Origin of the sequence: Phenylobacterium sp. (assembly GCF_041913825.1) — a bacterium.
Taxonomy (GTDB): domain Bacteria; phylum Pseudomonadota; class Alphaproteobacteria; order Caulobacterales; family Caulobacteraceae; genus Phenylobacterium.
Map to the genome: position 1 here is coordinate 1 of NZ_JAYSEO010000007.1, position 23,919 is coordinate 23,919.

At 64.9% G+C, this 23,919-nt stretch carries 23 protein-coding genes and 2 pseudogenes; 17 read left to right on the forward strand and 8 right to left on the reverse strand.

From position 1 onward, the window contains the following. From ACE3Q8_RS06955 to ACE3Q8_RS07000, 10 genes and pseudogenes are all read left to right on the forward strand, one after another. Positions 1–590 (forward strand): Mu transposase C-terminal domain-containing protein (locus tag ACE3Q8_RS06955; RefSeq protein ID WP_374469533.1); only part of this gene is annotated, 590 nt, incomplete at its 5' end. Next, entirely contained in the window at positions 587–1,492 is a 906-nt protein-coding gene (locus ACE3Q8_RS06960; protein WP_374469534.1) for a TniB family NTP-binding protein, read from the forward strand. The genes ACE3Q8_RS06955 and ACE3Q8_RS06960, both read left to right, overlap by 4 nt. Then, positions 1,482–1,865 (forward strand): annotated as a pseudogene (locus ACE3Q8_RS06965) (TniQ family protein); the annotation flags it as partial. The gene ACE3Q8_RS06960 and the pseudogene ACE3Q8_RS06965, both read left to right, overlap by 11 nt. Before the next feature lie 183 nt (positions 1,866–2,048). Next, positions 2,049–2,522: a hypothetical protein gene (locus tag ACE3Q8_RS06970; RefSeq protein WP_374469714.1), complete on the forward strand. Its 474-nt coding sequence runs from the start codon at positions 2,049–2,051 to the stop codon at positions 2,520–2,522. Positions 2,523–3,630: 1,108 nt separating this feature from the next. Then, entirely contained in the window at positions 3,631–4,020 is a 390-nt protein-coding gene (locus ACE3Q8_RS06975) for a hypothetical protein (RefSeq protein ID WP_374469535.1), read from the forward strand. Between the two features lie 1,336 nt (positions 4,021–5,356). Beyond that, a complete protein-coding gene (locus ACE3Q8_RS06980) occupies positions 5,357–6,109 on the forward strand; it encodes a hypothetical protein (RefSeq protein WP_374469536.1) in 753 nt (250 codons plus the stop codon). Positions 6,110–6,117: 8 nt separating this feature from the next. Beyond that, positions 6,118–7,086 carry a hypothetical protein gene (locus tag ACE3Q8_RS06985; RefSeq protein ID WP_374469537.1) on the forward strand — a complete coding sequence of 323 codons (969 nt, stop codon included), beginning with the start codon at positions 6,118–6,120 and terminating at the stop codon, positions 7,084–7,086. 88 nt (positions 7,087–7,174) lie between these two features. Further along, the gene (locus ACE3Q8_RS06990; RefSeq protein ID WP_374469538.1) at positions 7,175–10,165 is read left to right on the forward strand and encodes a TrlF family AAA-like ATPase; all 2,991 of its coding nucleotides are present in this window, start codon (positions 7,175–7,177) and stop codon (positions 10,163–10,165) included. Positions 10,166–10,257: 92 nt separating this feature from the next. Next, positions 10,258–10,605: a hypothetical protein gene (locus tag ACE3Q8_RS06995; RefSeq protein WP_374469539.1), complete on the forward strand. Its 348-nt coding sequence runs from the start codon at positions 10,258–10,260 to the stop codon at positions 10,603–10,605. A gap of 142 nt (positions 10,606–10,747) precedes the next feature. Continuing rightward, the gene (locus ACE3Q8_RS07000; RefSeq protein ID WP_374469540.1) at positions 10,748–12,010 is read left to right on the forward strand and encodes a hypothetical protein; all 1,263 of its coding nucleotides are present in this window, start codon (positions 10,748–10,750) and stop codon (positions 12,008–12,010) included. 19 nt (positions 12,011–12,029) lie between these two features. Here ACE3Q8_RS07000 and ACE3Q8_RS07005 read toward each other — a convergent pair whose 3' ends face one another. The 7 genes and pseudogenes from ACE3Q8_RS07005 to kdpF all read right to left on the reverse strand — a co-directional run bounded on the left by ACE3Q8_RS07005 (position 12,030) and on the right by kdpF (position 18,444). Then, on the reverse strand, positions 12,030–13,286 hold the full coding sequence (locus ACE3Q8_RS07005; RefSeq protein WP_374469541.1) for a three-Cys-motif partner protein TcmP: 1,257 nt from the start codon (positions 13,284–13,286) through the stop codon (positions 12,030–12,032). Positions 13,287–13,312: 26 nt separating this feature from the next. Beyond that, complete coding sequence (locus ACE3Q8_RS07010) at positions 13,313–14,089, reverse strand: DUF5131 family protein (RefSeq protein ID WP_374469542.1); 777 nt, start codon at positions 14,087–14,089, stop codon at positions 13,313–13,315. Between the two features lie 106 nt (positions 14,090–14,195). Further along, the gene (locus ACE3Q8_RS07015; RefSeq protein WP_374469543.1) at positions 14,196–15,140 is read right to left on the reverse strand and encodes a hypothetical protein; all 945 of its coding nucleotides are present in this window, start codon (positions 15,138–15,140) and stop codon (positions 14,196–14,198) included. Between the two features lie 3 nt (positions 15,141–15,143). Next, the gene (locus ACE3Q8_RS07020) at positions 15,144–16,034 is read right to left on the reverse strand and encodes an antitoxin (protein WP_374469545.1); all 891 of its coding nucleotides are present in this window, start codon (positions 16,032–16,034) and stop codon (positions 15,144–15,146) included. Further along, positions 16,034–17,107, reverse strand: a complete 1,074-nt coding sequence (locus tag ACE3Q8_RS07025) for a hypothetical protein (RefSeq protein ID WP_374469546.1) — start codon at positions 17,105–17,107, stop codon at positions 16,034–16,036. Before ACE3Q8_RS07025 ends, ACE3Q8_RS07020 begins: the two co-directional genes overlap by 1 nt. A gap of 102 nt (positions 17,108–17,209) precedes the next feature. After that, positions 17,210–18,238 (reverse strand): annotated as a pseudogene (locus ACE3Q8_RS07030) (HAD-IC family P-type ATPase); the annotation flags it as partial. A gap of 116 nt (positions 18,239–18,354) precedes the next feature. Further along, positions 18,355–18,444, reverse strand: a complete 90-nt coding sequence (kdpF, locus tag ACE3Q8_RS07035) for a K(+)-transporting ATPase subunit F (RefSeq protein WP_374469548.1) — start codon at positions 18,442–18,444, stop codon at positions 18,355–18,357. 352 nt (positions 18,445–18,796) lie between these two features. On the opposite strand from kdpF, the gene ACE3Q8_RS07040 reads away from it, so the two are divergent. The 6 genes from ACE3Q8_RS07040 (at position 18,797) to ACE3Q8_RS07065 (ending at position 21,837) form a co-directional block, all read left to right on the forward strand. After that, the gene (locus ACE3Q8_RS07040; protein ID WP_374469549.1) at positions 18,797–19,000 is read left to right on the forward strand and encodes a LuxR C-terminal-related transcriptional regulator; all 204 of its coding nucleotides are present in this window, start codon (positions 18,797–18,799) and stop codon (positions 18,998–19,000) included. A gap of 157 nt (positions 19,001–19,157) precedes the next feature. Next, a complete protein-coding gene (locus ACE3Q8_RS07045; protein WP_374469550.1) occupies positions 19,158–19,478 on the forward strand; it encodes a LuxR C-terminal-related transcriptional regulator in 321 nt (106 codons plus the stop codon). Between the two features lie 109 nt (positions 19,479–19,587). Continuing rightward, positions 19,588–20,190, forward strand: a complete 603-nt coding sequence (locus ACE3Q8_RS07050; protein WP_374469551.1) for a lytic transglycosylase domain-containing protein — start codon at positions 19,588–19,590, stop codon at positions 20,188–20,190. Beyond that, on the forward strand, positions 20,187–20,483 hold the full coding sequence (locus ACE3Q8_RS07055) for a TrbC/VirB2 family protein (RefSeq protein ID WP_374469552.1): 297 nt from the start codon (positions 20,187–20,189) through the stop codon (positions 20,481–20,483). The genes ACE3Q8_RS07050 and ACE3Q8_RS07055 overlap by 4 nt, the downstream gene beginning before the upstream one ends. 3 nt (positions 20,484–20,486) lie before the next feature. Further along, a complete protein-coding gene (locus tag ACE3Q8_RS07060) occupies positions 20,487–20,831 on the forward strand; it encodes a type IV secretion system protein VirB3 (protein ID WP_374469553.1) in 345 nt (114 codons plus the stop codon). Next, positions 20,824–21,837 carry a hypothetical protein gene (locus tag ACE3Q8_RS07065; RefSeq protein ID WP_374469554.1) on the forward strand — a complete coding sequence of 338 codons (1,014 nt, stop codon included), beginning with the start codon at positions 20,824–20,826 and terminating at the stop codon, positions 21,835–21,837. The genes ACE3Q8_RS07060 and ACE3Q8_RS07065 overlap by 8 nt, the downstream gene beginning before the upstream one ends. A 197-nt stretch (positions 21,838–22,034) precedes the next feature. On the opposite strand, the gene ACE3Q8_RS07070 is transcribed toward ACE3Q8_RS07065, so the two are convergent. Then, positions 22,035–23,402 carry a tyrosine-type recombinase/integrase gene (locus tag ACE3Q8_RS07070; RefSeq protein WP_374469555.1) on the reverse strand — a complete coding sequence of 456 codons (1,368 nt, stop codon included), beginning with the start codon at positions 23,400–23,402 and terminating at the stop codon, positions 22,035–22,037. A gap of 172 nt (positions 23,403–23,574) precedes the next feature. Here ACE3Q8_RS07070 and ACE3Q8_RS07075 point away from each other — a divergent pair, with 172 nt between their 5' ends. Next, positions 23,575–23,919 carry a recombinase family protein gene (locus ACE3Q8_RS07075; RefSeq protein WP_374469556.1) on the forward strand — a complete coding sequence of 115 codons (345 nt, stop codon included), beginning with the start codon at positions 23,575–23,577 and terminating at the stop codon, positions 23,917–23,919.

The following is a 23,919-nucleotide window of genomic DNA, read 5'->3' on the forward strand; positions in this document are numbered from 1 at the left end:
TTTTTGGACGCCGATATCCCCGAGATGGGGGTCACTTTTGCAAGCCGAAACACACCTGGAAGCGCCTAACCCACGGCCGCGAGCCTTTGATGCCAGATGAGCCCGATAGTTTCCGCATAGAGCTCTTGCCCGAGAAGGTGCGGAACATCACTCCGCAAGGCATCAGGTGCTTTGGCGAGGAATACGCGAGCTCCGAACTTCTCGCCCATTTCCGGCCAGGCAAGCGAGTGCGCATCAAGTTTGATCCGCGTGACCTTCGCGGGATCTACGTCCTCTTGCCCGATGGTTGGCTCACCGTCGGGTTACGCTTCCCGCACCGCGAACCAGTGCCCCTCTGGGTCCGGTCTCAGGGACTTCGAGCGGTGCCGCAGGAGCGCAAGCGGGATCGCTCCGCGGTGCGCGCCGCGTCGGAGGCGCAACGGCTGCTCATTGAAAACGCATCAGCCCGCAAGGCCAACCGCCGGCGACAAGCGGAGCGATATCGCGAGGAACAGCAAGGGGCCGCGGCGCTGCGTGACCGTCTTTCGCGTGGCGCCCAATCCGGCATTCCCGAGCAGGACGAAGATGACAACTGGGGAGGGCTGGAATGACCCTGAAGCTGACGGCCCCGACAGAGCCATTTGCCCACCTTCACGAGACAGTTCGCGACCTGGCGCTGGCGGACCCCAGCACGCGGAAGGCGGCAATCTACACCGAGCGCTGGATCGACTACCCGGCCGGTGTCGATGCGATCGAGCGAATGTTTGAACTGCTCCTGATCCCGCCGCGTACCCGGATGCCATCGATCTTATTCTGGGCCGCGCCGAACATGGGCAAGACCTTCATCCAGGCGCATTTTGAAGCGCTCCTGAAGGAAGACACCGGCCGACGTGGCTTCTCCGAGTCAGCAGTGGTTCGATACGAGCTTAGCGGCGGTCTCGACGAACGGAGGCTCTACGTCGAGCTACTTCTGAGTCTCGGTGCACCGGCCCCTGAGAAGACCTCGCGCACGCGATTACAGCGTCAGCTTTTGCAGCAGTTCGGTGCCCGGGGCGTACGGCTGCTCATCTTGGACGAATTCCAGCGAGTGACCAAGCTGTCCGCAAAGGATGAAGCTGAGGTCGTAGACGCTCTCCGTTTGCTCTCAAGTCAGGCCCATCTTTGCCTTGCCGCCTTTGGATCCAGCGAGGCGAAGGGGCTGATCGAGGCCGATCCTCATCTTAGGGAGCGCTTCGAGCTCGTCGAGCTGCCAAAGTGGCAGCGACGTGCCGCCTGGTCCGTGAAGATGGTGTCAGAGCGAATTTCGTTCATGCCGCTTCGCAAGCCCACCCAGGTCGACCGCGAGTTCATGGACATGCTGAAGGAGCACTCGGACGAGAGTCTAGGCCGGATGTTCCATCTGTTGGAGCGCTGTGCGGTCGCCGCCCTTGAGGAGGAAGAGTACATCACCCCGGCGCTCATCCACGACGTCGCACTGAGGAAGAGGAGGGTGGTGCGCCGAGATGCCGCCTAACCTCAATCTAAGCGTCTTAGCCCCGACGCACCAGGCAGGGGAAGCGCTCTCGTCGTGGCTGGCCCGGGCCGCGCAGGCACACTGCGTTACGATCGAGGAGCTTGAGGAAGAGGTTGGCGTTCGCTTCTCGGCCGCCGACAGGGGCGATCCCGGCACGATCGCGATACTTGCCCGCGTGCTTGGGGCTCCCGTTGAACGTCTCCAGGCGATGGTGTCGCCTGATCTGATCGCCCATCCCATGGGACCAGGGCAGGGGACCGTTGCTACCTGGTCGGTTTGCGAGGAGTGCCTCCTGGCGGACCGTTCGAGCGGCAGGCCTCTCCACGTGCGCGAGTGGTGGGTTCATCCCCTTGCTACCTTGTGCCTGACGCACGGCCGACAACTGACCACGTACGGGGCCTCTGACTGCGTAGTTGTGGACGCGGAGGTTGCGTATGGCGAACGCGCCGCACCGGCAGTTCGCGACCGTCTTCTCGAGCGCGCGAAGTTCAAACCTCGGGCCATCGAAGAGCGAGTGCGCCGGCTGGCCAGAAAGAGGGGAACTTCAGATGCGGCCATGGAGCTTCTCCAGTTGCGCTTCGCCGTGCGCGACATCGTTGATGCCCTCGGTACGCAGGCCCGCGACGGTCGTTCGCTCATGCAAAGCTTCGAGAGGCCGCTTTTCGGCCGCCCGTCGCTCCCCGGCGCTGTCCGCCTTCTTGAGAACTGGTGGGCCGACCAGGACGCTGTCACGCGGCGGCTGTATGTGCACGTCGCGCTCCTGATCCTCGAAGAGCCGCAAGATCCGTGCGCGGGAGTATCGGCGATTGGTCAGCATTGGCTTCGAGATCGATATCAGCACTCGCGGATCGCAGGTTGGGCCACGGTGTTTGACCATGCTGCAGCGGACCTGCTGTTTGTTCTCACAACTGAACTGCGCCGAGATTCCATCCTCGAACTGAGTGAACGCTCGCGCCACTGGCCGCCGGATCTTCGAAAACGATGGACTTACTCCGTCGCCGTGGGTGCGACGGGCGGCTTCGTGTTCTGAGGCATCGCTCCGCAAGACCGGCGGAAGTCGGTCGCAGAATTTGGAATCGAGTTCCGCTCAGCCGCCTCAATGAGCCGGATTTCGGTGGGGAGTGGCTGCGACTCGCAGAGATTGGAGTCAGTCACAAAAACACCCACGATCAGTCCTGGTGAATAATCGCGCCTAATATATCTTATGCGAAATGGGACTGCGGGAGGCACATGGATTTTCAGTTCCGGTTTATGCCGCCGCCGGACAGGCGCAAGGTTCAGCGCCGTGGGCGAGGACAACGCGTTGTCGCCCGACGGACGGAAACAAGGCGCTCCATCGCCTACGTCGAACGCCCGTCAATGGCCCGGCTTTAGCGCGCCGGCTCCGTTGGTCCCGTCCGACCGGCGGTCAAGTTCGAAAAGACCGCCCCCGACGTCCCTCTCCTGGCCGGGCGGGGCGCTGGTCCGCGAGCAGGGTCCAGGTCTCAGCAATTCGAATGAAAGCAGAACGCTCTTCCTCCGTCGCGGCTGACAAAGCCAAACGCATCGCCTCTTCGGCGCGCCTGAGGCGTTCCTCGCGGTCGCGGACGTTAAGTGGGGCCATGAGAGACACGTATGCGGCGCCGGTGACCGCCGCAAGCACTGCCGTTGTGTCACATCTCCTGATCGGAGATCGTCTCAGCGAAACTGCTGTTGGGCGTCCATTGTTTACCGCTCATGCCCAGGCGCGTTCTGCGACACCTGTTCTTAGTGGTCCCGGCCCGGAATGGTTGGTGCGTGAATCTCGGTGCTGACACGCTCCGCATTTTCCCCACGCGCCAAGCTGCCAGAACAGCGGCCATGCAGCTGGCGGCAGCCTATATCGCCGCCGGCGAGCCAGCAGGCTGGATGGATCCGCACGCGGCTTACCCGCTGACCCGCTGACCCGCTGATCCGGAGAGTGGGTGGTGGGTGATCAGGTCAGCCGAGTGAGGGACCCGCGGGGCGAAAGGCGCGCCCGGCGCCAGTATGAGCCACGCTCCACGGCCGCAGAAACAGCCGCACGGTAGCGCTTGGAAAAGCTGCAGAGTAAGTGTCGAAAGAAGTGACGTGAGCTCCGGGGTTTCGAGCCGGCGCGCGAATGAACAGGGAGATGGTCGATGCTGAAAGTCGCTCTGGGCGGCTTGGCCATAGCGTTAGGCGTCTTGGCGGCCCCCGCGGCCGCGGCGCCGCCTACCACTCACCTCGTGGTGTTCAACCGCCCCGGTCCAAACTTCGCTCGCGCCGCCGACCTGCGCGACGCAGCCTTGGCGCACCAAGCCCTGTATCGGCGTCTGGCGGCAGAAGGGAAGATCGTCGCCGGGGGTCGAATGGAGGGGGAGCCGGCGCTTGGCCTTAGCGTCTTCGCGCCGGATATCGATCCGCAGGAGATGCGTCGTCTGCTCACCGAGGATCTCGCCGTGAAGGCCGGACTCGTTGCGATCGAGTTCCGCGACTGGCAGCTGCAGATGGGCAGCCTTACCGCTTCCGACGCGGATCGCGACGGATAGCGCGCTTCCTGGCGGTGGCCGTAGGTGCGCCTGGCGCAGTGGATTGCTCTGCGCCAGGCTTGCAGTTCCAAGCTGGCTCGGGAGCGCGGCCCGGTGCCGCCGTTCTCCACCGCGCTTGAGCGCTGGAGGCGGGCGTAGGGGGTGGCGTGACCACGAGCGAACGAGCCTCCCGCGAGCTCCCGCCTAGGCTTCAGCCGCTCTGGCGCTGGCGTGGAGTCGGCCGTGCGGGACGGCAGCGGGGCAGGTCGGCTGAGGGGGCGCTGAGTGATCGCAGATCGAACCTGCGGCTTTGAGCCTCCGATCATGCGGCGCGGGCGTCCGCGAGAGTCCTTCAGCACCCGGTCGCGCACGTCGAGCACGCGCGCGTCATCGGCCAACGCGTACTCTGCGTCGTAGAACCCGGTGCGCAGGCAACTCGGCTTCGATCAATCTGGCCCCGGGCGTCAAACGCCTCACTGGGCACGCTGTGATCACGGCGCAGACCGTGGGCCAGCGCCCCGACTGAGAACCAGCAGGTCATGCACCAGGCCGGCGACGACCGTAAGGAGCCTAACCCCCACTTAGAGAAGCTGGCTTTTCGCCCGACCAGACCCTCAGCCCTGTGTGCGAGGGTCTCGCTTGTGAGGACGCCGGCCGGCTGCGGCTGGGGCCGTGGCAGAAAAGTCGGCTTGCCAGTTCCAGGGACTAGGGAGCTGGATCGCTCTGGTCTCAGCCAAGCCGCAGCGCGCCAGGCTCCCTGCCGACTGGCCGGCAGACGCCTCAGCTCAAGCGCCTCGCCAGCCGCCTATCCTCCGACGCCCCCTGAGGTGACGAAGCAGCAATTGATGAGAGCGGTCCGCGTCCGCTGACGGTTACATAACAGTCAGCGGTGCCCTGTCTGATCTATAGAACCGAGAGATTGCCCAATCCAAACAATCAGCCATGTGGACGACGCCACGGGGAGGCGGATTGCGGAGGTGGCTCGCCGGGAGGACCGGAAGGCTTTCCAGATTACCGCAGCCGCGATCCGTTGGTATCTGCGCCCTCCTAGCAGCGCGCGCGACGCATTCCGCCGCATTGAAGCCGCGGGCGATGCTGAGTCAGACACACGTCGCCAATGATTTGATATTACTGGTGTTTCTGAGATTTGGCAAGCGGTGTGTAAGTTCGTGAGCAAGTCGCCTCCCCGAGGATCGCCGGCTGCAAAGGGGGGCAAATGTTCGTTGGTAGCCAGCTTGCAGGATAGGCCTTCGGCCGCGCCCGAAGGCGCCGGACGCGGTCTACGCCTTCCTAAGGTCGGAACGGCTGATCCAGGTGTAAGTCTTCGACCGACGCTTTCGATTCCCGAGAACCCGACATGACCCCCCCGATCAGAGTGCTCGTCCCCGTTGACGCCTACGACGCCGAGTCGTTTCGCTTGGCCTTGGGCTACGCCCAAAAGATCTGTGAGAAGGTTGGCTCGCAGGATGTGATCCTGCTGACCCACACCAAGAACCAGCTCTCGCATACGAGCTTGTCGCGCTTCCTCGGCCCAGCCGCTTTGAAGGCGTTGGACAAGGGAGCCATGGCCCTGTCGTGGGGCGGCCGCTTGAGCGCCAGGACCATGAAGACCTTTCGCTACTCCGCCCGCAACGCGGTGGTGATCGTCTACTATGCCGAGCCAAAAATTTTCGACTTTGTGGACGGCCTGACCAACGTGGCTGGCGTCGTCGCTGTCCCCGACATCGCCGGTGAAGCGGACGCCTGGGTCGCGCGCTGGGGCGCCATTGTGCACGGGCAGGCCCAGCAACCTCCGCCCAGCCTCATCAACGATGCCATATTCGTTCGCGCGCTCGAGACGCTGAGCAGCGTGGTCAATTTGACGACGGGCCTCGGCCACCCGCGCGACAAGGACATGGCCAATGAGATTCTCCGCATCCTGCGGGCCAAGGGACACGCCGACCAATCGGCCAACATCAAGTCGTGGGCCATCCGCCGGGGATGGAGACCCGACGCAGCGGCGGAGCTGGAGACGCTAGCCAAGAAGATCTGGTCGCTGAAGACCAAGCCTAGCCTGTCGGCGATCTACAACGCCAACGGTCGCTACCAGCACTGGCAGGGCGAGGCTTAGGGTACGCCATGCTCACCAAGGCTGAGCTGGAGACTTGGCTTCGTGCCCAGTGGGCCCGTCGCGGGCATCAGCTCGGGGAAGGAGAACGTCACGGGGTCGAGGTTCGTGAGCTCGTCGAGCACTCTGCGGAGCGCGCGCAGGCTCGGGAGCTGCCCTACCTCGATCTCTGGATTCTGATGTACGACGAGATGCTGAGCTGGCTGCTCAGCCTCCAAGGCGTCTTTCAAATCCGGATGAAAGCGGGTCGTCCCATGGGCGACTTCGAGAAGGCGCTGTTCCTGATCCTGGCCCGCATTGTCGCTGACTCGATCTCGATACGGCACCTGATCCTGCTCGGCTTCGACACCTCGGCGCGCACCCTGCTGAGATCAACGGCCGAGTACATGGAGGTGCTGGTCGCCGTCATCGACGACCCGCCTTTTGCGAGCGAATTCCTCAAGAGCGACAGCCCGGCGATGGCAAAGATGTTCTGGGCGCAGCATCTTCGCTCGGGGCGGATCGCCCGTCGCGTGCGCGCGGCTTGGCGAGGCTTCGCCACCGGCGACACCGCCGAGGACGAGGCCGCCGCCCTTTGGTTCGCGGCCTGGGGCGGCCAGTGGACCGAACAGCTGTCGAGCCTCACCCATCCGAGCATGGGCGCCTGCCTGCTGACGATAAACCCGCCATCGGTGAAGCCCCACGGCGAGGCTTGGCTTGGACACTGGGGCGACAAAGCCGATTTCTCTGCGGAGACCGTCTACATCTACGCCGCCAACCTCTTCCCCTTGCTGGTGGTCCACCGCAAGTTCCCCTTCGAGGGGTTTGACGCCGCCTTGGCTGAGCCGATCCCTTACGACCCCGCCATTGAGGACCATCGGCACGTGAAGTTCGGGCGGGATGTGCTCGGCAGCCTGATTCTCTCGCTCGGAAAGCCGGACAACGCGCGCCACGTCTTCCCGCCGCTGGACCTCGAAGGATCCCTGCACAGCGCTGACTGATGCTGCCGCCCGCCTTTGCCGCCGAGATTGACAGCGGGCGGCTTAGCCATTTGTCCTGTACGAGAATTCTTGTGTGGCGGGGCGCGCCTTGGGTGATGAATCGCAGCCGACTGAAGAGCTGAACGCCGGTTCTCGTTGGCACCGGTGGGAGCCGCACATTCATGCGCCCGGCACCGTCTTCAACGACCAGTTCAGGGGCCCGACCGCATGGGCGGACTACCTGACGAGTCTTGAACAGGCGACGCCGCTCATCCGCGCCATCGCCGTCACCGACTACTATTGCGCAGACACCTACCGGAATGTGCTGCGAGAGAAGCGCGACAATGGTCGTCTACCGGATGTCGACCTCGTCTTCCCGAACGTCGAGCTCCGGCTGAACGTCGCGACCGTCAAGGGCCGCTGGACCAACATCCACCTGCTCGTCAGCCCGGAACATCCCGACCATCTGGACGAGCTTGAGCGGTTTCTCGGCCGCCTGCGGTTCGAAGCCCACGGCGACTACTTCGCCTGCACGCGCGCCGATCTGATCAAGCTCGGGCGCCGCTCCAACCCGGAGCTGACCGACGACCAGGCGGCGTTTCGCCAGGGGGCGTCGCAGTTCAAGGTCAATTTCGGACAGCTGAAGGAGGAATTCCACCGCAGCGACTGGGCTGAAGCCAATGTGCTGGTCGCTGTGGCCGGCTCCGAAACCGACGGCACATCGGGCATCCGGGAAGCGTCGGACGCGACGCTGCGACAGGAGATCGAGAAGTTCGCCCACGTAATTTTTGCTAGCAGCGCCGCGCAACGCGAGTTCTGGCTGGGTCGGCGCAGCGGCATGACTGAGGCGGGCCTTCGCGAACGGTACAACGGCTGCAAGCCTTGCCTCCATGGGAGCGACGCGCATGGCCCTGAGGCTGTCGGCAAGCCGGAGGGCGATCGCTATTCCTGGATCAAAGGCGCGCTGGAGTTCGATGCCCTGCGGCAGGCCTGCATCGATCCCGCGGGTCGGGCTTTTGTTGGCCAACAGCCGCCTTTCCGGGCAACGCCCGCACAGGTGATCTCAACCGTCGAGCTTACCTGCGCGCCGTGGGCTGAGACTCCCAAGCTGGCCCTGAACCCGGGCCTGGTAGCCATCATCGGTGCCAGAGGGTCGGGTAAGACCGCACTCGCTGACGCCATCGCGGCCGGCTGTGACGCGACCGCCGGACGTTTGAGCAAGGCTTCGTTCATCGTCCGCGCTGGCGAGCTCCTGGACGGCGCTGGCGTTCGTCTGGCGTGGGAGACCGGCGACCCGGCTGTCCGCGCGTTGACCCAGGCCGCCCCCGACCCCTCGCTTTACCCACGGGCCGCGTACCTCTCGCAGAAGTTCGTGGAGGAGCTCTGTTCAGCCGATGGCCTGAAGGACGAGCTGCTTGTCGAAATCCAACGCGTCATCTTCGAGGCGCATGGCGCCCTGGAACGCGACGGCGCGACGGACTTCGAGGAGATCCTGGAGCTGCGGACGGCCGTGCTGCGGGATAACCGAGCTCGGGATGAAGACGCCATCGCCGGCCTTTCCGACCAGATCGGCATTGAGCGCGAGAAGCAAAGCCAGATCGCCGGGCTAAAGCTGCAGATCACCCAGAAGGAGGCGTTGATCGCGGGCTATGTGAAGAGCCGTGACGCCCTCGTTTCGACCGGCAACACCGAACGCGTCCAGCGGCTGAAAGACCTCACGGACGCGGCCGACTACGTCCGCACCCAAATCCGCCTCTGGAACCAGGAGGCGCAGACGCTCCGCTCGCTTCAGAACGACGTCTCCGACTTTCGGTCCAACCGCGCGCCCATGGCGTTGCGGGCAGCAAAGCAGGCCTTCGGCGGCGCGCACCTCGACGACAAGGAATGGGAAGCCTTCAAGCAGGCTTATGTGGGGGATGTGGACGGCACCCTGCTTGAGCGCCTGGCCAAGGCCGCCCAGCAGGTGAAGATCTGGACGGGGCAACCGCAGGCCCGTAAGGCGTCGGACGACGAAGCCTTCCTGCCCGCCGATGCGGAGCTGAAGCAGACTTCCCTCGGCCTGCTTGAAGCCGAGCTGGAACGCATCCAGCGCCTGATCAACGTCGATACGGATACGGCGAACCGGCTCCGCGCCGTTACCGGCAAGATCGGGGAGGAGAACGCCGCTCTGGGTCGACTGCGCGACACCCTCGCCGATTGCGAGGGTGCCGAGGAGCGGGCCAAGAAGCTGCAAGCCGACCGCGAGCAGGCCTACCTGCGGATTTTCGAATCCATAGTCGGTGAAGAGAAGGTTCTCCACGAGCTCTACCGCCCGCTGATGGAGCGGCTGTCGAAAGCTTCCGGCACCCTGCAGAAGTTGTCATTTTCCGTGTCACGCCACGCCGATGTCGAGCGGTGGGCGCAGGAGGGCGAGGCGCTGTTCGACAAACGGCGCCTTGGTCCGTTCAAAGGGCGCGGCACCCTGCAGGCCTGGGCGGAAACGCATCTCAAAGCGGCGTGGGAAGCCGGCGACCCCAAAGCCGTGCAGTCGGCGATGGCCGGGTTCCGACAAGCGCACCAAGCCGAACTGCTCGACCTTTCGGAGGTGCCCCGGGCGCAACAGGCGGACTACCGGTCCTGGCTTAAGCGCTTCGCCAAATGGCTCTACGGCACAGCCCACATCCAGATCCGCTACAGCATCGACTACGAGACCACCGACATCCGCAAGCTGTCGCCCGGCACACGCGGCATCGTCCTTCTGCTGCTCTATCTCGCGCTCGACGACCAGGACGACCGCCCGCTGATCATCGACCAGCCGGAAGAGAACTTGGACCCGCAGTCGATCTATGACGAGCTGGTCGACCTATTCATCGCGTCGAAGAACAAGCGCCAGGTGATCATGGTGACGCACAACGCCAACCTGGTGGTGAACACCGACGCCGATCAGGTGATTGTCGCCTTCGCCGGCGCTCATACGCCCGGTCAGCTGCCGCCCATCCGCTATCTGTCTGGCGGACTCGAGAATGCAGAGATGCGGCGCCATGTGTGCGGCATCCTCGAAGGCGGCGAGCGCGCGTTCCAGGAACGGGCCCGTCGCCTGCGGGTGAAGCTCGAGCGCTGAGGCCGCGATGCAGGACCGAGGGCGCCGGAACGGTCCCCTCGGACGACTCATGCCACCTTAAGATCGACGTCAAACCACAAGGAGTTTGGCCGATGGCGGACCGGTACGATCAACTCGTCGAAGAGCTCATGACGCTGCTGCAACCCGGATTCGGCGGTCAGGCGCGGCCCGACTTTGTGACGCGGGTTGAGCAACTGACCCGGGAGATCGAACGGCAGGACGGGGTCCACGGCTACGTCCGGGAGAAGACGGCGAGTGTCCGCGAGTGGGTGGGGATCGCGTGTTCGCCCCGCCGGCATGCCAAATGGGGCCTGCAGCGGGTCGAGGAGTTCGCCTATTCCGACGCCTATCGCCTGCAGGGCGCGCAACCTCGCGAGGCGATTGACACCGGCCGCGCGGGGCCGATCTGCTCAAGTTACTACGATGGGGGGAACGGCTGACGCGGGATAACATGACGCCTGAGGAGGAGATCGCCAACGTCGCTGAGCGGCTCTGGAAGCCCGCAGGCCTCGAACCTCAGTTTGAAACCGAGAAGTCAATTAGGGCCAACCACACCGCGTTCGTCGGAGCCTGCCACGCAACATGGAAGGACATCCACAGCCGCTCGATCCAGCGCCTGCTTTTTTTGAAGGCTGGCTGAACCGGGAGAAGACCAACCCGATGGGGCCGGACGCAAAGCAGTTCGGCGAGTACGGTCGAGCCGTGTGGCGACGGGTCAACGACGCCATCGTCTGGACCGTCATGGGCATGGAGCGGCACCGGGTCAAACGGCTCTGCCTATATCGCGCGCGGTCAAATCTCCTGGAGTGCAACCCGGATTCCGTCATGGCCACCTTGGCGGACCTGAATAAGGACCCTCTCGCCCTCGCCTTATGGAACGACGCGACAAGCTGCGTGGACATCGGCGATGTCACGCTCATTCGCGATGGCCGGCGGCCGCTGCCCGAGTTCATCGAACTCAAAGAAGGCGCTGTAAATGAGCAGATCATCAAGGCGATGGCGGCCGATCCGGCGGCCCGTGAAGCGGCGGAGGCCGACCTGCGGGAAAAGCACGGCGAGAAGGCCATCCGGCAGCTTGAGCGGGTGAAGCGGCAGAAGGCCACAGCCAACCAGGCCCTGGACCTTCTGCAGAACGAGCAGGGCGTGGATCCTGTGACGGGTCACACCATTTCTGTGGTCGAGAGCGGCGTCGTTACTGAGACCTATGATGCAGAGCTCCGGGCGCAGCTCGACGCCGCCGTCGCCGGTGGCAAAGGCGTGTTGGAGTGCATCGACGGGTGCCTATGGGTATACGCAGCGACGGGCGGACGCCGTGAGACGCCACGCACGGTCCGGGCGTTTTCGGAGGCGCTGGAGGCGAAGTCGAGTTGGTACGCCGCAGCGACTTCACGCTCACCACCGCGCGACCGCGACAAGCTTGTCGGCCTGAACACCTGCGTAGGCTATCCGCTGGCCAAGCCGCTCTATTTCCGCGGCCTCGGGCCAAGCCATGTCGCTGCGATCACGTACGGTGCCTTCCTCGACAACGTCTTGATGTATCTCGACTGGAACGGCTTCGAGGATCTGATCAAGCAGGAAGGCGGTAAGCTGCGCTGGGGAAGCCAGAAGGAGGCCGGGCGGGCTCGGGCCATGCACAAGAACCTCCGCCCCTCGCTGGTTCGAGGCCGGCTGCCGATCGTCGCCGCACACGGGGTCAACGCGTACGTCATGGACCCCAACTTCGTGGAACTGTTTTACGACGGTGTCCGGCCGCGGACACTGGCGAAACGCTTGGTCGAGAACTGCCGTGACGTTGCAGAGCCGGCAAGTGCGCATGACGCGTCCGGTAGGCCGAGACGACGCTGATAGCGCGGGCAAACGGCCGCTACTTCAGCAGCTTTGGCGTGGCGGAGAACATTTGGAAGAACGACCGCTGGTTCTTGAGGCGGATGATGTCGCCGACGTCGATGGTGTTCGCGCTCCGCCGCACGCCGCCATTCGGCGTGGCGATTTCCAGGTCTTCGCTGGAAAGCATGGCGGCGTGAATGTCGTCCTTGTGGGCGGGCGTCTCGCTGTAGGCCGCCTCGTAGAATTCTCCCACCGGCATGGCGTCGCCGGACTCCGAGACGAGGCGCGGGATGTCCTGGACGAGCTGGTCTCGCGCCGACACGCGGCCGTCGTTGTCGAACAGGTAGAGACGTCCATCCTGGGCGGGGTTGTAGTGCAGCATGTGCAGGCCTGACCGCCCGAAGTGCGCCAGCTCGCCGGCGCCATGGAGGACCATGTTGTACTCCTGTCGCGCCCGGTAGTTGTTGGCGAAATGTAGCATCCAGTACCGCCACCCCTTCGGATTGCGGATGGAGAACGGGCTGACATAGCGCGCGCAGCTCTTAAGGGCGTCGAACACCAGGCGTTCAGCGGCTCCCAGCCACTCGTCCTTGGTCATCAAACCTTCTAGCGCGCTCATATTGGCCGGCGTGATGTCGAACTGGGCGAGTTGCCGCTTCAGCAGTTCCGGGTCGCGGGCGCTGAGATAGGTCAGCAGGGTCTCGATGGCGAAGGTGTAGAAGACCTCGGTCGACGGCGCGGATGGCGTGCGCAGGATGTCCTGCAGGGTGGCGAGCGTGACGCCGGCATAGCCGTACTGGTCGAGGTTGTAGAGGACGTTACGGAACCGCCCGTCCACGATGAGCTGCTTGATCCCCGGGTAGGCGGTCTCGAACTCCTCCGAGAAGTAGGCGATCTGGATGTGCAGCTTGGACGGCTTGGCCTTCAAGGCCGCCTCAAGCGGTGCGCAGTGGGACTGCAGCATCGCCGTGACGTCTTTTTGCGCGTCGTTGAAGATCAGCAGCGCATCGACCTCGACGGCGCCCATGCCCTGGGCGGCGCGACGCACGTTGATCTCGTCGAGCGTGCGTTCCAGTTCTTCGATGAACAGGATCGGCGATCCAGCGGTCCCGCAACTGTAGCGGCCGCCGCCGGCGAACCCATCGACGATGGCGAGCCGGAACTTGGTCTGCTGGGCGATCTGGCAGCGGACTGTCAGATACTGCCGGAAGTAGTCACGGAGTATGGCGTGCTTGCGCCGGCTGTGGTCGTCCAGCGTCGCGCCGTTGGTCCAGGAGTAGCCGTCCGTCTTCAAATCCGACTCCGCTTGCGCGGCTTGGATCAGGCCTCCAGCGCCGCAGGCATCTCGTTCCAGGTCCGTCCGCGATACTCGCGGCCGTTGGCTTTCTTCGAACGCTTCTTGTTATCCTTGCCCCAGGTGCCCCACTGCTTGAAGAAGAAAGCGGCACCGTAGGTAGCGCACTGGGCGTGGATCTCGTCGATCCAGGCCTCCCGGATCGGACGGGCGTTCAATCCGCTCTCGCCGCCGACAATAGCCCAATGCACGTCGGTCAGGTCGACTTCACCGACGGCGCCGATCAGCGGTTCGAACGAGATGAAGCGGATCGCCGCGGGGACGCGGCGGAGGTCGTCGATGCGGCTGACGACGTCGGCCGCCTCGACACTGGTCCCTAGCCACACGTTAGGCAGCACGTCGGGTATGGCGCGCGACACCACCTCCGCCATGCGCGCAGGCCGCTTGGTCAGGATCTGATAGTTGTGGTGCGGCGTCTCCCGCATCACGCGCCAGACGTCGACGATGAACGCTTCGCTGACCGCGTCATGGAAGAGGTCGCTCATCGAATTGACGAAGATCTTGCGGGGCTTGCGCCAGGCGTAGGGAATGGACAGCGCCTCGCGGTCTTCGCGCACGACGCCGTTCCAGATGGCCCGCTTGCCGCTCTTGCGGGTCAGGCCCGCATACTTCTCGACGCCCATGGCCTCCAGCCGCCGGGCCATCTGCATGGCGTAGCAGTTGGTGCAGCCGGCGGTGACGATGGAACAGCCCGCAACTGGGTTCCAGGTCGCATCGGTCCACTCGATCTGTGTTTCTGCCATCGGCTCAGCACTCCAGGCGCCGCCCCAACTCGGGCGCTTGGCGACTCCCCAGCGTCGGCGGGAAAGCACAATTTTCCTTTAACCATGCCGGCCGGCGACGGCGAGGTCAGGTGGCCAGCCGCGTCGGGTCTTCGACCACCCACCATTCGGGGATGGTAGCCCGCCACTTCGACGGCGTGGAGCCGCCGTCGATGACGCAGACGAAGCGGGTCAGCGACCGACCGCGCCGCATGAGCCACGGCATGATCATGCGCGTCTTCCAAGTGACGCTGAGAGGCAAACGCTGAAGGATCGGCGCCAAGGGGCCTAGCCCTTGCCGGCGCAGGACGTCCGTCAGCTCACCGATCGCCCCCGCCGCGAGGTCCGGCAGGGCGTTGAGGTCCTCCAGCGCCAGACTGCCGTCGTCGGACTTGGTCGTGCCGCACCGCAGGTGGCGCATCATCGGCATCCCTTCCTGGTTGCTGCAGGCGCGCCCGAAGACCTCGGTGAGCTTGGTGAGCTGGGGGACGTTGGAAGCGACCTCATCCTCGTCGAGGATGAACATGACGTCCTGGCCGGCGAGGACGAAGCCACTGACCAGGAACGCGCCTAGATAGGACACCCACATCAGCCGGTCGATCACGGCGGGCTTCCAGAACGTCGCCAGTTCCTCGGCTACCTCGGTGGACACCGACAAGTCCGGCCGATCGACCTTGTCGACGACGAAGGTCACCAGCACGCCGTCAAGTTCGTCGGCCAAACCCAGGAATGGCGCAAGTGCGCGGCGCCGAAGGGCGTCGTTCATCGCCTTGAAGCACATGCGCCGCCGCTGCGGCAGCACCTCGCGTCGGAAGAGGGATTGGCCAGCCAGCCAGCGGCTGTTCCGATCGAGATCGAGCATCAGGAACGAGTAGGTCTCGTAGGCTTGGCCTTTGAGGCTGCCACCGATGTCGCAGGTCATGAGGAACTGTTGCCCGCGCGCGCCCGACAGCATCTGCGGCCGATAGCGCGTCACCGCCGTGTCGAACGACCCGGCCAGTCCGACCCCAAGCCCGCTCCGGCTGAAGCCCACGGCCTAGCCCAAGGCCGCCAGCAAGCGGGCGATCACATCGGCGACGGTTCGCTGCCGCACGATCCGGCGGTTCCGGCTATCGTCCTCGTCGCCGTCGATCTCGAACCGGGCCACGGCGACCGGGCCGTCCAAGCGGTAGCTCTCGTGCTCCCTTGCCGCGAAGCGCTGACGCAAGATCTCCAAAGCGTGAGCGATGGCGTCTGCGTGCTTGCCGGCCAGCGCTTCTCGGAACATGGCCGCCGCCGGCTCGAGGCCGCCTTCGGCATGCTCAAGGCAATAGACGAGATCGTGGGCGTCCTTGCCTTCGTGCCGATGGTCGTAGGCGAAGGCTTTCAGGCAGGTGAAGCTGACCAGATTGGCGTAGGCGATAGTCTCGATGGCGACGCCGCCGCCGTCGAGCAATTCGGCTTCGACCTCGCGCGTATCGTGGAGGTCGAACACCATCGAGGCGAAGGGGATGTTGATCGCGCTGACGTTGCCCTTGGTCGGCAGCTCCTGAAGGGCGCCGCCTTTCAGGTTCGGATCGTGCGCCAGGAATTCCAGGATGATCGTTCCGCCGTGTTCGAGCTTGGCGGACCAGCGCCAGTTGACGACCACGCCCTTGTCGTTGGTCGCGCGCTCGAACCCCATAGCCTTCAGGTTCTCTTCGAGCGTGCTGTAGGCCTCGGTGTCGGCAAGGATGGCGACATCGACGACGACATCGACGTCGCCGGTGCCGGCGTGGGGCGGCACGCTTGGAGGCCGTTTCTCGACGATGTACCGGGGCGCGAGGCCCCCGACGAGAAAGATGGACTTCCGCCAGGGTCCTAGCTTGCGCAGCAGGGTGACCAGCACCCTTTCGGCGTCATGCGCGACGTCGGCCTTGTAACCGGTGATCGACTGGGGTTTGCGCATCAGGCTCTCAGCAGATCACGGCGGAGGAACTGGCCGAGGTCCTTGGCCCGGCCAGGCGCGTGCAACAGGTCGAGATAGACCTGGAGCGGGCTCGCGTAGCAGACGCCGTCGATCTGACGGCTGTCGCTGAAGTCTGACGGATTGCGGCTATCGTGGATGGCGAGGTTCCACCCCTCTCCGACGGCCCTGGCGCCCAGCCGATTTAGAACCTCCGCGCCATGGGCGTCCAAGGTCATGCGGCACCGCACCAGCGACAGAGACGTCAGGTGAGGCGTGTAGGTCTGGGCCGCGGCCTCGCCGGTGATCGCATAGCGCGCCCCGGCGTCTCTCGCCGCCTCGCCGATCATCACGACCATCTGTTGGGCTTCGGCCGGCACGAAGTAGCGCCGCCAGCGCGACGGCGGCCGACTGACGACGTCCTGCGTCCAGGCGTCCAAGACAACCGTGGCCAGTTCCGACGTGAGGCGCCGCTGCTTGGTCGGCCCCGCACCCTGGGCTTCCACCCACTCCCGACGTTCAAGCTCCGTCAGGGTTTCCGAAGCCGTGGCCGGCGACACCGCAGCGGCGTCCGAGATTTCCTTGACGCTGATCCACTCGTCACGGCGGGAGAATAGGACCCGCACGACGGCGGCCTTGCGACCATGGAAGACGGTGGCGAGCTTCTTCGCCTGGGCCTTGCGTGGCGGACGGTCGATGAAGACGAAGGCCGGATCGGCGGGCAGATAGAGGCTGCCACTCAGGTCGAAGTAACCGGCCCCGGCCTCACGGATTTCCTGACGCGCCCCCGCGGAGAGGGAGTTGGCGATGACCATCGGCAGGATGCGACGCCCGTCGTAGGAGTCCCCCAATTGGAGCAGGCGGTACAGCATCTCGCGAACATCACGGGGAAAGGCCGTCTGCTTCATCTCGACCATCAGCAGGCGCTTCTGACCGCCGATGCTCGCTTCGATCATCAGGTCGACCCTTGGGTCGATGGAGGCGATACGCATGCGCAGTTCCGCGTGCGTTTTGGGCACCTCATTGAGGGCATCGAGCAGTGCCCGGGCAACGTCTTGTTCGATATATTGGGGCATGTTTGCCGTTCAGTGAATAACGGGTCTATATCGAATATTCGTAAAAATGTCCATATTCACTGCGCAGCGAACCTGGGTGGGAGCCAGCTCTTCATCTCCGCCGCTTCGGTCGGTGTTCGGCACAAACTGTGCGTGCGGCTCGGCGACGTCGCGACCGCGGAACTGGAACTGCTGCTTGGCCAGGACCACGATGCTGCGGCCCTCCGGCGTCTCGTCGGCGAGCGAGGCGAGCTGTGCGGCGTCCGCCAACCTGCGGGCGTCCGTCCCCGGCGCCGGCAAGAACGCCGTCGCCTGGCGATTGCCGAGGGTGATGGTGCCGGTCTTGTCGAGCAGCAGCACGTCCACGTCGCCTGCCGCCTCCACCGCACGGCCGCTGGTGGCCATGACGTTGCGGCGGATCAGCCGATCGATGCCGCTGATGCCGATGGCGCTGAGCAAGCCGCCGATGGTGGTGGGGATCAGGCAGACCAGCAGCGCGATCAGCACCGGCACGGAGAAGCTGGAGCCGGCGAAGACCCCGAACGGCTGCAGTGTGACGGTGACCAGCAGGAAGATCAGGGTCAACACCGAGAGGAGCACGGTGAGCGCAACCTCATTGGGCGTCTTCTGGCGCTTCGCGCCCTCGACCATGGCGATCATGCGGTCCAGGAAGCCCTGGCCGCGCTCTTGGGTGATACGCACGACGATGCGGTCGCTGATCACCATCGTGCCGCCTGTGACGGCGCTGCGGTCGCCGCCCGCCTCGCGGATGACCGGGGCGGACTCTCCGGTGATCGCGGATTCGTTGACGCTGGCGATGCCCTCGATCACCTCGCCGTCGGCGGGGATGATGTCGCCGGCTTCGCAGACGACGGTATCGTCCCGGCGCAGCTCCGTGGCCGCCACGCTTTCCTCGCGTCCGCCGCGCAGCCGCCTGGCGACGGTCTCGCGCCGCGCCTTACGGAGGCTCTCGGCCTGGGCTTTGCCACGCCCTTCGGCCACGGCCTCGGCGAAGTTGGCAAAGAGGACGGTGAACCAGAGCCAGACGGCGATCTGAACGATAAGAAGCCGGTCCGTCTCGGCGGTGAAGATCCCGATGGTGGTGAGGACCGCCCCGATCTCGGTTACGAACATGAGCGGGTTGCGCACCATCAGGCGCGGATCGAGCTTGCGGAAGGCCCCGCCAGCTGCGGGAGCCAGGATCGCGCGGTCAAAGAGAGAGGGTGCCTTGTGAGACCCGATGCTGACGGTGTCCGACATGACGCGCCTCAGAACCGCTCGGGGCGCAGGAGCGCGTAAGCGAGATAGGCGAACAGGCCCAAGGCCACGAGTCCGCCCAGCACATTGTCGATGGACATCCAAAGCTCCCTTCCGAACCAAACCGGACGCTATCGGCCGGGTCGTCGGACAAAGGACCTGCGGTGGGCCGCTGGTCACGGAGCCTGTACAGTTACGTCTCGGCGTATAGGTTTTCGAGGGGAGCGCTCGGCGAGGAAAATAGGGATTTCATAAAAGCCCGCTCGCATGTCTTAGCTTCACATGCCGTAGCACGTGAACGCTCGAGGTCTGGCCCACCTGCGCTCTCTCCAAGCTCTTGGTCCTCGCCTTCTTATGAAATCCCTATGCCAGTTGGCTCTGCCGCACATCGCATTCCTATGTGGCGGTCGGCATCTTTCAAACTATGCCTGGCTCCCTTCGATCTGACCACTCGTGTCGAAATCCGGTTCGTTGAGCCCCCGGCAATCCGAGTGCCTGCGGCTGGCCGCTCAAGGCAAGAGTTCGCCGGAGATCGCCTTGCTGCTCGGCATCTCGCGACGGACGGTAGATCAGCGCATTGCCGAGGCTTGCGAGCGGTTGCAGGTCCGCAATCGGACTCAAGCAGTCGCTGAGGCCGTGAGGCTTGGTCTCATCTGACCTCCGTAGTCCTGCCGTCCGCATTTCCCCGGATTGTCGAACTCCAGATGGGGCAACACAATCTATAGTCGTGTTTATTTCGACCCTAACTCAATGAGTTGCGGTTAATCAGCCTTAAGGATGCGACGGGAGAGCATCCGTAAAGTGAGCAGCCTCCATGTCCATGAACGATCCGATCACGCCGCAAGTCCCGGCGCGCGAGGAGTGGCTCGTCAGGTCTTCGGAACTGACTGATCGAAGCCTCCCATTGCATGAAATCACCAAGCGACAGCTTGAGTGTTTGGCCTGGGTCGGAGAAGGCAAGAGCGCCAGCGATATCGGTGGCATTCTCGGCATCTCGCGGCGGACCGTCGAAGGTCATCTCCTGAAAATCTGCACCCACCTAGGCGTGAAGACGCGTGTGCAGGCGCTTCTGAAGGCACGCGACCTCGGGCTGATTAGGTCTCGGACCGTAAGCTTACTCGCCCGAAGCGAGTAGGCTTACGCCTAGCGCCGGCCTTCGGCGCAAGGCGAGGCTTGGTCGCAGGAGAAGCGCTCATGCCAAGGTCCGTCCGTAATCTTCCCGACCAGCAGCCGAAGGGGGCGTCATGGCGCTGACGTTGCTGGAAGCCCTTGCACTGGCGACCCAATGCGCCGGAGCCGTGGCGCCCGAGACACTTCTGTCGGTGGTCCATGTAGAGAGCCGCTTCGATCCGCTCGCCATAGGCGTCAACGGCAAGCCGCGCGTCACCGTGTTTGCCGCTACACCGCAAGAAGCTGCCGCCAAGGCGTCGGCTCTGATCGCGACAGGGCGCAGCGTCGATCTCGGCCTCGCCCAGATCAACAGCCGGAACCTCGGCTGGCTGGGCCTTACGGTCGACGACGCCTTCGATCCCTGCCGCAACCTCGCGGCGGCGTCCAAGGTGCTGCAGGCGAGCTACGAGAGCGGCGCGGATGCCCAGCCGGCTCTGCGCCGAGCGCTCTCGCGCTACAACACGGGCGATGCCCGTCGCGGCTTCACCAACGGCTATGTCGCCAAGGTCGAACGCGCCGCCGCCCAGGTCGTCCCAGCGATCCAAGCCCAGCCCGCCGGGCTGGTGGAACCGAAGCCGGCGGCCGCCGAACCTCCGCGCCCGGCCTGGGACGTGTTCGGCCAGACGTCGCCGGCGAGCTTCGTCATCCGCGCGACGGCCTCGGGAGACGGGCCATGACCCGCCGCCCCGTGACCCTTTTGGCCTTGGCAGGCCTGATCGCCCTGGCCGCCGGCCCGGCCTATGCGCAGACCGTCGGCGGCGACATCGGCGGGTTCATCGACAACATCATCGACATCCTGAACAGCAACGTCATCCGGGGCCTGGCTATCATCGCCATCATCGTCACCGGCATCGCTTGGATGTTCGGCCACCTGGACCTGCGCCGGGCCGGCACGGTCATCGTCGGTATCATCGTGATCTTTTCGGCCGCGACGATCGTGGACCTCATCACCGGCGGGGGCGGAGGTTAAGCCATGGCCGCCGAACCCGAGGAGCGCTTGGCGGAGGATGTGCTGTTCCTGGCCTGCACACGGCCGGCAATGGTCGCTGGCGTGCCGATGGAGGCGGTTGGGCTCAACGTCATCGTCTCGGCCACCGTGTTCCTGGCGGCGCACTCACCGGCCTGGCTGCTGATCGCCCCGGCGCTGCACCTCGTCTTCCGCGCCGTTTGCAAGCACGACCACAACGCTTTCCGGGTTCTGTGGGCTTACGTCGACACCAAGGGCCGGTCGCGCAACGGCACGGCCTGGGGCGGCAGTTCGGCGACGCCGCTGCCGTTGAAGCGACGCTACACGCTAGCGGAGGCGCTGCGTGGCTAGGCTCGCCCTCCAACCCCGGCCGGCGGCCTCGGCGCTGGCGCGCGACCTCGATCCGCGGGCTTCGCTGCCCTACGCGCGCCACGTCACCGACCATGTGATCGCCCTGGACACCCAGGCGCTCATGCTGACGTTCCAGCTCGATGGCGCGAGCTTCGAGACGGCGGACATCCGCGACCTCAACGACCTGCACGCCAAGCTCAACGGCGCCTGGCGCAACCTCGCCGACGACCATCTGGCGGTCTGGCACCATCTCGTCCGCCGGGAGCATCACGGATATCCCGAAGGGCGCTCCCGCTCCGCCTTCGCCGCCGATCTCGACGCCCATTACCGCGTCCGGTTGGGAGCGACGCGGATGTTCGTCAACGAGCTCTATGTGCATCTGGTCCTGCATCCGGGCCGGGACGCCGCGGATCGGATCGGAGCCTGGCTGACCAAGCCGCGCCAAGTCGTCAGCGACGAGAGCGACGCCGTTCGCCGCCTGGAGGACGCCGGACGGGACGTGGCGCAATGCCTCGGCCGCTACGGCGTTCGCGCACTCGGCCTCTATGAGCGGGGCGGCCTGTGGTTCTCGGAGCTCATGGAGGTGCTGCGGCTGGTGCTGACCGGCCGTCGCGAGCGCGTGCCGCTGGTCCGCGGCCACCTGGGATCGGCAATCTATACGGCGCGGGTGATCTTCGGCCGCGAGGCCCTGGAGATCCGGGACGCGGCCGAGGCGCGCTACGCCGGCATGTTCGGCGTCAAGGAAGATCCGGCGACGACGCGCCCAGGCCTCTGGAACGGGCTGCTTTCGGCCCGCTTCCCGCTGGTCGCCAGCCAGTCCTTCACCTTCCTCTCCAAGCCGGCCGCCCGTGCGGTGATGGAGCGCAAGCAGAACCAGATGCTCTCGGCCCGCGACCGGGCGGCTTCGCAGGTCGCGTCCTTAAACGATGCTCTGGACGAGCTGATGTCAGGCCGCTTCGCCATGGGCGACCACCAGGCGAACTTCAGTCCCGGGCGAATTCCATAGCTAGGGCGAGGTTGGCCTGGCCGGTCGAACTCCGACGGTTGCGACCGCTCAAGTAGACAGCGCATTGCCATAAGGGACTGCGTTCGCGGCGGTAGACATACACCTTGCCGTCTACGACGCGATGGCGCTCGGACATCCGGCCTCCTCACGGCGGCCTGCGATGATATCGCTGGCTGCCACGTGGCCAACGCGTAAGGCTACGTGCTGCCCGATCCGCCGACGGGAGCCTTTCGGGATACGCGACCTCGCCGCGACGCCGGAGCAGCGGGCGCTTTCTGAGATTTGCGGACGTTGATGGCCGACGCATCCAGAACGTTCTTCAAGTGAGCGGCGTAGAATTTTTCGATCATCTCGACACTGGTCCGGCAGTTCTTCGCCACCTGATAGATGTCCGCTCCCTCCATCAGTCGGAGGCAGATGTAGGTGTGACGCAGGCTGTAGGCGGTGCGTTGGTTACCGTCCCGATCTGTCTTCAAACCAAGTTCGTCGAGGATGGCGTTCATCAGCTCGCGCTGAACCCGCCCGAAGACCAACTCCGAGGGTTTGCGGCGCTTGCGGGCCTCGATGCGTTGAAACGGGGCGACCGCCTCCGGCAGGCTCTTGCAGTAGCCGACCCCCCGCTTGCCGCGCACCTCGATCTCCAGGATGCGCTCGCCGGTGTCGTCGTCATTGACGATCGCGATGTCGCGAAACTCCAATCGGGCGGCCTCGTCTGGCCTTAGGCCCGTGCTCACCATGAACAGTGCGTAGTCGTTGAACTGCTCGGACTCGCCGCGCCAACGCTCGTTGCGTGGGTTCCGGGCGCGCTCGTCCGTCGCGGCGAGGAAGCGCTTCAATTCGTCGGGCGCGAACCACGCTCGGTGCGAGACCTTGCCGGATGTTTTGTATGGGGCGGTCATGTCGGGCAGCGCGCCAATCCAGCCGTTGCGGGCCGCTGTCTTCAGCACCTGGCGCAGGCAGACGATTTCCTGATGCACCGTGCTGCGGCTCGGCCGCTTGAAGGGCCTGAGCCGCGGCCGATGCATCTTGCCGAAGATGGTCTTGCGGGTGGACTTCGGGGGCTCGGGAGGCGTGACCCGATGCACGCGATAGTCGCGGATACGGCCAGCGTTGACCTGTGACAGCGGCAGGTCGCCGAAAAAGGGCAGCAGCCGCAGGCGGACGATCCGCTCCTTGGAGGCGACATAGCTCTTGTTCCGCTCGCCGTCGGTAAGGGTTTCGTACTCTTTGACGAACGCCGCCGCTGCTTCACGGAAGGTTTTCTCCCGCGTCCGGGCGGTCGCGGTCGGTCGCGGCGCGGGGAGACCCGCCTGTTCTACGAATGGACCGTTGCACGGATCCGCGGCCGGGACCGCCGCGCGACCCGCGAGCAGCCCAAGCCGCTGCTCGGCAAGCCGATCGAGAAACCATTCTCGAGCGAAGTCGATGGCTAGGACGGCGCTCCGCTGCCGCGTCGATCGCCGGTGGTTCTTTCCGTCAAGGTAGGCGGCGCACTGCCAGCACGGGCTGCGCTCCCGCCGGTAGACATACAGCTTGCCGTCCATGAGGACATGCTTCTCGGACACGACGCCTCCTTCGCCCTTCGGCGAGTGTGTAAGTCGTGTGTAAGAAACCCGGCTTCGTAAGGCGCTGATTTTACAGCGGAAAAAATCCTGTAGGCCGTTTTGAGGCGGACGCGGCTGCTTGGGCGATGAGCGGGGCGGTCCTGGATCAGGAGTTCAAGCTGTCAGGCTCGCAGTGGCCAGAGCGCTTGAGGCGCCGTTGCGCTCGTTGTTCTTGAGCCCCGAACAGCGGCTCGACCTGCAACTCGACGAGCTTGGGCTCGCCGGCTGCGAGCGGCTACTCACCGATCAGGCGTCCGGGCGACAGGACCGCCCCGCGCTCATTGCTACGAGGTCCCACCCGCGTCAGGGCGAGACGCTGGTCGTCTGGAAATTTGATCGGCTCGGACGCTTGGCCCGGCATCTCGTCGAACGCGTTGCGGAGCTGGAACGGCAGGAATGCACTTCGCGCGCCTCACCAACGGCAGCGACACTGCGACTCCGGCGGACCGGTTCTTCTTCGACAACATGGCAGAGCTGA

What these genes read in the sequence shown, in the direction of transcription:
- ACE3Q8_RS06960 (WP_374469534.1), top strand. Translation starts at nt 587, where the DNA reads ATGACCCTGAAGCTGACGGCCCCGACAGAGCCATTTGCCCACCTTCAC.
- ACE3Q8_RS06970 (WP_374469714.1), top strand. Translation starts at nt 2,049, where the DNA reads ATGGAGCTTCTCCAGTTGCGCTTCGCCGTGCGCGACATCGTTGATGCC.
- ACE3Q8_RS06975 (WP_374469535.1), top strand. Translation starts at nt 3,631, where the DNA reads ATGCTGAAAGTCGCTCTGGGCGGCTTGGCCATAGCGTTAGGCGTCTTG.
- ACE3Q8_RS06980 (WP_374469536.1), top strand. Translation starts at nt 5,357, where the DNA reads ATGACCCCCCCGATCAGAGTGCTCGTCCCCGTTGACGCCTACGACGCC.
- ACE3Q8_RS06985 (WP_374469537.1), top strand. Translation starts at nt 6,118, where the DNA reads ATGCTCACCAAGGCTGAGCTGGAGACTTGGCTTCGTGCCCAGTGGGCC.
- ACE3Q8_RS06995 (WP_374469539.1), top strand. Translation starts at nt 10,258, where the DNA reads ATGGCGGACCGGTACGATCAACTCGTCGAAGAGCTCATGACGCTGCTG.
- ACE3Q8_RS07000 (WP_374469540.1), top strand. Translation starts at nt 10,748, where the DNA reads ATGGAAGGACATCCACAGCCGCTCGATCCAGCGCCTGCTTTTTTTGAA.
- ACE3Q8_RS07010 (WP_374469542.1), bottom strand. Translation starts at nt 14,089, where the DNA reads ATGGCAGAAACACAGATCGAGTGGACCGATGCGACCTGGAACCCAGTT.
- ACE3Q8_RS07020 (WP_374469545.1), bottom strand. Translation starts at nt 16,034, where the DNA reads ATGCGCAAACCCCAGTCGATCACCGGTTACAAGGCCGACGTCGCGCAT.
- ACE3Q8_RS07025 (WP_374469546.1), bottom strand. Translation starts at nt 17,107, where the DNA reads ATGCCCCAATATATCGAACAAGACGTTGCCCGGGCACTGCTCGATGCC.
- kdpF (WP_374469548.1), bottom strand. Translation starts at nt 18,444, where the DNA reads ATGTCCATCGACAATGTGCTGGGCGGACTCGTGGCCTTGGGCCTGTTC.
- ACE3Q8_RS07045 (WP_374469550.1), top strand. Translation starts at nt 19,158, where the DNA reads ATGTCCATGAACGATCCGATCACGCCGCAAGTCCCGGCGCGCGAGGAG.
- ACE3Q8_RS07050 (WP_374469551.1), top strand. Translation starts at nt 19,588, where the DNA reads ATGGCGCTGACGTTGCTGGAAGCCCTTGCACTGGCGACCCAATGCGCC.
- ACE3Q8_RS07055 (WP_374469552.1), top strand. Translation starts at nt 20,187, where the DNA reads ATGACCCGCCGCCCCGTGACCCTTTTGGCCTTGGCAGGCCTGATCGCC.
- ACE3Q8_RS07060 (WP_374469553.1), top strand. Translation starts at nt 20,487, where the DNA reads ATGGCCGCCGAACCCGAGGAGCGCTTGGCGGAGGATGTGCTGTTCCTG.